Annotated in this window: 2 protein-coding genes; both read left to right on the top strand. The window is 45.0% G+C overall.

Features of this window, described 5'->3' with window-relative positions; all coding sequences use genetic code 11:
• Positions 1-145: 145 nt before the first annotated feature.
• Positions 146-859, top strand: a complete 714-nt coding sequence (gene rpiA, locus LAY57_RS28580; protein WP_249070571.1) for a ribose-5-phosphate isomerase RpiA — start codon at positions 146-148, stop codon at positions 857-859.
• A 793-nt stretch (positions 860-1,652) separates the two neighbouring features.
• Positions 1,653-7,991 (top strand): choice-of-anchor D domain-containing protein, encoded by a 6,339-nt coding sequence (locus LAY57_RS28575; protein ID WP_249070570.1) that lies wholly within the window; start codon positions 1,653-1,655, stop codon positions 7,989-7,991.
• Positions 7,992-8,088 lie beyond the last annotated feature (97 nt).

Genomic DNA, 8,088 nt, shown 5'->3' with positions numbered 1-8,088 from the left:
AAAGGTGCGTCGCCTAGAACCCTTGTAGAGACGTTTCATGAAACGTCTCTACAATGTTTTTTGGAGAGGTCTAATGACTAATGACTAATGACCAATGACTAATGACCAATGACTAATGACCAATGACTAAAAAGGAGTTTTCGTGATGAGTGCAGAAATAGACGCGACTACGTTGATGAAACAGCAAGTTGGCAAAGCCGCCGCAGACCGCGTACAGTCAGGTTCTATAGTGGGACTGGGGACGGGATCTACTACAGCTTACGCGATCCAGTTTTTGGGCGATCGCCTCAAATCTGGGGAACTAAAAGATATCATAGGCGTCCCCACCTCGTTTCAGGCGGAAGTGCTGGCTAAACAGTACGGGATTCCACTAACGACACTGGATGCGATCGATCATATTGATATTGCGATCGATGGCGCTGATGAAGTTGACCCCCAACTCAATTTAATCAAAGGTGGCGGTGCCGCCCACACCCGCGAAAAAATCGTGGATTCCCTCGCTGACCTGTTTATTGTAGTGGTGGACAGTTCCAAACTGGTAGACAAACTCGGATCTACCTTCAAGCTACCAGTGGAAGTGATCCCGATGGCATACGCACCCGTAATGCGTGCCATTCAAAAACTGGGCGGTAAGCCAGAATTGCGTATGGGCGTCAAAAAAGCAGGCCCGGTAATTACCGACCAAGGCAACATGGTAATTGATGTCAAATTTGACACTATTGACAACCCAGCCGAACTGGAAAAAACGCTCAATAACATTCCCGGTGTTTTGGAAAATGGCTTATTCGTAGGCGTCACTAATTTGGTGCTGGTAGGCGAAGTCAAAGATGGTCAGCCCAGCGTCCGCGAGATTTCCTAATCTGGTCGTCAGTAGTCAGTAGTCAGTAGTCATTAGTTAAAAACTCGCGTTAAGTATTGCTTACAAATACCCAATGACCAATGACTAATGACTACCGACTAAACCTAAAATTTTCTTACTGATACGATCGGCCTCTTGGGTGGGTAAGTTAAAAGCAGTACAGTTGGTGTTCTTTATCCTTCTATACAGCGTGCTACCGGCGCGACGTTCTCTAAACTTATTAGTATAACACACTTGTGGCAAATTTAAACAAAAAGTTCCGAAAAATCTGCCATTAGGCGTAAAATCTCGGAAAATGATAGTTCAACTACTTAAGTGAGGTAAGCTAAAATACGAATAATAATAGTCGGTAGTTTTACTTATGAAACGACAATAAACCTGCTACTTTGACGAAATACTTGATTATGATAGCGGGCGATCGTCTGCTCATATCGCTTATGTTTGCGTCAAAACTGCAAACCCAATGCAGGGGAAAAATTTTCTGAGTTCCCCACAACCGCCTTACTTCTAAAAAACCAATTGGATATGGTTAAAGCTGTTTCTAATTAAGCACAGAATACAGCCTATTATTTTTTTGCCTAAAATATGTGAAATATAAATTTTTTATAAATTTTCAAAGAAGATATGGTAACGATAGTAGAGTACATGGTAAAATTACACATATCAGGGATCTAGACAGTATCTACATTAAAATCAAAATGCGATTCATACCAATTAGCATGGAAATTTAAATCGTAATCGCTAGTGAAAAAATATTTTCTTTTAGTGTATCTACCTGTGAGGCTCGAAAAAATTGGTCGCTTTTAACACAACTTTTGGCAAGAACAGTATAGATGGCTCATCCCAGGCTGACAGCATTTTTGCGATGGAAGGAGATGACATCGTTTTTGGCATGGAAGGGGATGACATTATCAACGGCAACGAGAACTCAGACATCCTCAACGGCAACAGAGGCAAAGACCTAGTTCGTGGAGGGCAAGAAGAGGATCTTGTGCGGGGAGGAAAAGATGACGACCTTCTCTATGGCGACAAAGGTAAGGACACCGTTTATGGCGACTTAGGGAATGACACCGGCTATGGCGGCGTGGGAGATGACCTATTAGTTGGCGATCGAAATATAGGCACAGATTTTAGCCTCGATGGCAACGACGTTTTATATGGCGAAGAAGGCAACGACGAAATAATTGGTCTAGGTGGCGACGACTTCTTATATGGCAACCAAGACGCAGATATTATCAACGGCAACGAAGGCAACGACACAGTTTGTGGCGGTCAAAACGACGATCTTGTGCGCGGCGGTCAGAACAACGACTTGTTATTTGGCGACAAAGGTAACGACACCGTTTATGGCGATTTAGGGAATGACACGGGCTATGGCGGCGTGGGAGATGACCTATTAGTTGGCGATGAAGGAATAAATACAGATTTTAGCCTCGATGGCAACGACGTTTTATATGGCGAAGAAGGCAACGACGAAATAATTGGTCTAGGTGGCGACGACTTCTTATATGGCAACCAAGACGCAGATATTATCAACGGCAACGAAGGCAACGACACAGTTTGTGGCGGTCAAAACGACGATCTTGTGCGCGGCGGTCAGAACAACGACTTGTTATTTGGCGACAAAGGTAACGACACCGTTTATGGCGATTTAGGTGATGACACCGCCATCGGTGGCGAAGGTGACGACTTACTATTTGGCGATCGAAATATAGGCACTGACTCTAGCCTTGATGGCAACGACGTTCTCTTTGGCGGACAAGGTAACGACACTATCTGCGGTTTAGGCGGCGATGACATCATCAACGGCAACGAAAACTCAGATTTACTTTATGGGAATGAAGGTCAAGACATAATTCGCGGCGGACAGGGTAAAGATACCATTTGGGGAGGTCAAGGCAACGACCTACTTTATGGTGACCAAGGCAACGACGTTCTCTGGGGAGATTTAGGTGCAGATAGCCTCAGCGGCGGTAGCGGCGACGATGTATTTGTTATCGGCAGACGCGATGACGTACCTGGTTTTCGCACTACGGGTGGCCTCAGCATTAATGATGCTGACTATATCGAAGACTTTGGCGATGGTTTAGATTTAATTGGCTTAACTGGCGGACTCACCTTTGACGATCTAAATATATTTCAAGGAAGCGGTGAAAATGCGAACAATACCCTAATTCAGGACAAAGGCACCGGAGAGTTTTTGGTGAATTTGAAAGGGGTAAATAGCAGCACCATTACTAAGGCTAACTTTACCTACTCTACGATCAGAATAAACAGCTACTTACAATTTAGCCAGCCGACATACCGGGTAAGAGAAGACGGCAGACCGGAAACATTAGTAACAGTAACTCGCACAGGCAGTCTTGAAGAAGCAGTAAGTGCGATCGCTTTTTTAACCGACGGCACTGCCAAATCCCCAAATGACTACAACGCCACTCCTATCCAGGTTAATTTTGCGGCTGGAGAAACAGCAAAAACCTTAATTATTCCCATTGTCAGCGATTCTATTCCAGAAGGCGATGAGACATTTAACATAGCCTTGGGTTTTCCCAGCAACGGTGCCACCGTCGCATCGCCCAAGGTAGCGGATGTCACAATTGTAGATAGTAACAGTACATCGCTATCTAACGCAGGCACCCTTCAGTTTACTAACCCTCTCTACGGTGTTAGTGAAGATGGCACACCCTTCTCATTAATAACAGTAACTCGCACTGGCGGCAGTAAAGGTGCGGTGAGTGCGAAAGTGATAGCCAACAGTGGTAGTGCGATCGGCAGCCCAACCTTAGCATCACCCGCAGACTACAGCAATAACCCCATCCCAGTCAACTGGGCAGATGGAGATACCACCACCAAAATTATCATCATTCCCGTTCTCGACGATACAACTGTTGAAGGCAACGAAACCGTTAACTTAATCTTAAGCGACCCCACCGGCGGCGCAACAATTGGGTCACAAAATAACGCTATCCTCACCATTGTAGATAACGATTTTACGCAGGGATCTGGCACAGGCAAAGGGGGTACTATATCATTTACTGCCGCTAGTTATAGCGACAATGAAGGTAACGGCAGCACCCCCAACAAAATCGTTGCCAACATCCAACGTACAGACGGTAGCGACGGCCCAGTCAGCGTTCAAGTGCAAATAGATAATCCCCCAGGCAGCGCTACTGACGGCAGCGATTACATCAATATTTCACCTATTACAGTCACCTTTGAAAAAGGCGAAACATTTAGAAATGTCAGCATTCCCATCGTTGGAGATTTGAATGTTGAATCCGATGAAACAATTAACTTAAAATTAGTTAATGCCATTGGCGGCGCAACTCTAGGAACCCAGCAAACAGCGACTTACACAATTAAAAATGACGATTCAACCCCCACAATAAATAACCCAGAAATTGATGTAGTCTATGGATCGACGACAGTTCCAGATGATACGGGAAACGCTAATTTCGGTACAACTACCGTTGGCAACTCCGTAACTAAAAGCTTCACCGTCAAGAATCTAGGTAACGCTAACCTGACACTCGGTGCAATTAACAGTTTGCCAACAGGTTTCACTCTGGTTAATCCGTTCGCTACCACAACTATAACTCCGAATAGCATCACAAGCTTTGATGTAAAACTCGATGCTACTAACATTGGTAGTTATAACGGGATTATTTCCTTTGCCAATAACGATGGCGATGAAAATCCTTACAACTTCAACATCAGCGGCATTGTCAACGCACCTACAACAAATACAGAAATTCAAGTACTTGATGGAAGTACCGACATTGTTGATGGCACCACAACACCGATTAACTTTGGCACGACCACTGTTGGTATACCCATTACCAGAACCTTCACTGTCAAAAACCTGGGTAATAGTGCGCTTAACTTGAATGGTTGGAAATTGCCAACCGGATTCAGTATTGTGGGAACCATCCCTGGAAGTCTAGACGTAGGCAGTTCAGCTACTTTCGACCTCAGATTAGAAGCAAATTCTGGTGGTAATTTTCAAGGAAATCTAGCAATTGGCAACAATGACAGCGATGAAAATCCTTTCGACTTTGCCATTGGTGGGACAGTAATTCCCGTACCGCCAACAGAACCAGAAATTCAAGTTTTGGATGTAAATACTGACATCGTTGATGGCACCACAACGGCGCTTAATTTTGGCACGACCCCTCTGGGTGTACCAATTACCAAAACTTTCACTGTCAAAAATTCTGGTGGTGCGGCACTCAATTTGAGTAATTGGAGTGTGCCAAATGGGTTTAGTTTTATCGGCACGTTACCTGGAATTATAGGCAGTGGCGGTTCAAATACTTTCCAAGTCAAATTTGATGCGGGTAAGGCGGGAACTACCCAAGGTACTCTAACGGTTGGCAACAACGACAGCAATGAAAGTCCCTTCGATTTCGCGATCGCCGCTACCGTAAGCGGTACACCGACATCAAAAGCAGAAATTGAAGTTTTGAATGGAGGTACGGACATTGTTGATGGGACAACAACAGCATTGAATTTCGGCACAACTACTACAGGAACGCCGATTACCAAAACCTTTACAGTCAAAAATACTGGCACAGATCAGCTTAATTTAATAGGTTGGAAATTGCCAACAGGATTCAGTTTTGTCGGCGCTGTTCCGGGAATTATAATACCAGGAGGAGTGTCTCAATTCGATGTCAGATTGGATGCGATCGCTGCTGGAACTTCCCAAGGCGACTTGGAAATTGGTAACAACGACGCTGATGAAAATCCGTTCAATTTTACTATTGCCGGAACGGTAAGCGGTGTAGGAAAATCAAATCCAGAAATTGAAGTCAAAGATGGCGGTACGAACATCGTTGATGGCACCACAACACCGATCAACTTCGGCACGGCTAATGTGGGTGCAAACCTTACTAAAACCTTCACCATCAACAATACCAGCGCCACCGATGTTCTCAACTTAAATAGTTGGACTTTGCCGAAAGGTTTCAGTTTGGTGGACACTATCCCCGGAACTGTCGCCGCCGGTGGTACAGCTAATTTCACCGTCAAAGTGGATACAACTGCTGCTGGCAATCCCAACGGAACTATATTGATTGGGAACAACGACGCTGATGAAAATCCCTTTGATTTCGCCATTGCCGCTACGGTAAACGGTACGCTACCCACATCAGATGCAGAAATTCAAGTTCTAGATCCGCAAAATAACAACATTGCTGATGGTAGTGTCACGGCGATTAACTTTGGGACAACAAATCTGGGAGTAGGAATTACTAAAAACTTCACGGTCAAAAATACTGGCACTGGAGTACTGAATTTGAGTGGGTGGAAATTGCCAAATGGTTTTAGTTTGCTGGGAAACATACCTGGCTCCATAGATCCAGGAGGTTTAAGTACTTTCCAGGTCAGATTAGATGCGGCTAGTGGTGGAAATTACAATGGCTCTCTAGAAATAGGCAATAATGACGGCGATGGCGGAGATGGTGTAGAAAATCCATTCGATTTCGCTATTGCTGGTACTGTATTACCTTTACCGCCACCAAACCCAGAAATTGATGTATTGGATGGCACAAATAGTAACATTGATAGCGGCACCGAAACGGCAATAAATTTTGGCACTACCCCAGTTGGCACAAGCGTTAATCAAACCTTCACTATCAAAAATACTGGTACTGACGATCTCACTCTTGGTAAGCTAAATTTGCCCACTGGTTTCAGTGTGGTAACACCTTTTGGCAGTACGACTATAGCACCTAATACATCGACAACCTTTACCGTACAACTCGATGCCAAGAGTGCGGGGAATTACACCGGCACAATTTTGTTTCCTAACAATGATGCTGATGGCGGTGACGGGGTAGAAAATCCCTTCTATTTCCCGATCGCAGGGACGGTGCAAACTGTACCTGCTCCCGAAATCGTAGTTCTTGATGCTAGCAGTTTAACTCCCAACATTGTGGATGGAACCACAACTCCAACAGACATTGGCTCTACCCCATTAAACTCACCAATATCGAAACCGTTCATTGTCATCAACACGGGCAATGCGAATCTTTCCATGAGTAATTGGGAATTGCCAACTGGTTTCAGTTTCGTGGGGATTACTCCCACTACTATAGCACCTGGAGGTTCAGCTACTTTTAATGTCCAACTGGATAGCAAAAGTATTAATACTTTCACTGGACCTCTAAAATTTGAGAACAATGATGGTGATGGGGGTGACGGGGTAGAAAATCCCTTTGATTTCCAAATTAAAGGCACGGTGATTCCTCCGACAGTTTCGATCAAGGAACCTCAATCTACATCGGAAAATGCTGGACCTGGCAACAACCGCCTATTTACAGTCAATCTCAACTCTCCTGCACCGACGGGAGGTGTTACTGTGAGTTTCAATGTGGGAGGAACCGCTACTTTTAATGCTGATTACACTCAAAGTGGTGCCGCTACCTTCTCCACGACAAACGGTACGGTGATTATTCCAGCAGGTCAGAGCCAAGCGGATATTACTATTGTACAGATCGATGATTTTTTAACTGGCGAAGTGGACGAGACGATGAAATTGACCCTCACAGGCGCAGATCAAGGTTATGTCTTGGGTACACCCACTGTAGGTACATGGACAATCATGGATAATGATGGGGACGGATCGTCTGGCCCCAGCACCCTCAAAGGAGGAGGAGGTAGCGACAAAATGCACGGCGACGATAATGGCGTTGATACGATCACTACCAGTGGTGGTAGTGATATCGTGTTTTGGGATCAGCGTCCAACAGGTGGTGTTATAGATAACGTCACCGACTTTAGTCCCACTAAAGACCAATTCAAGTTCACCCCGGCAAACTTCGGTAATATCTCCAGTCTCACATCCGGAACTGTTACTGTTAAGGGCGGTAGCCCTAGTGGTACTGACATTAGTGGCAAGAGTTTGATTATATTCGATTCGAGTATTACGTTTGCTAATGTTGGTGAGGTGGATACGGCATTGGATACGCAGAACGGTAGCCCTACTACCCTCACTCCAGCTTTCTTTGTCTATACTACGAGTGGTGGGCGATTTTTGGGTTACGACCCCGATCTAAGTGTTGATGGTAATGCGGTGGCTATTACACAGACAAATAGCGAGCTGATATCTGCTGATTTTCTTTTCGTTTGAAGCAACAGTCATAGTAGGTTGGGTTTCACTATCGTTCAACCCAATCTACTAGCTCGTGCAGGCTAAAATATTGGGTTGAGCAATTCCCGGATGCTTG

This window comes from Argonema antarcticum A004/B2 (assembly GCF_023333585.1).
GTDB lineage: Bacteria > Cyanobacteriota > Cyanobacteriia > Cyanobacteriales > Aerosakkonemataceae > Argonema > Argonema antarcticum.
The sequence above is the reverse complement of the archived record's forward strand: the minus strand, read 5'-3'. Positions and strand labels throughout refer to the sequence as shown.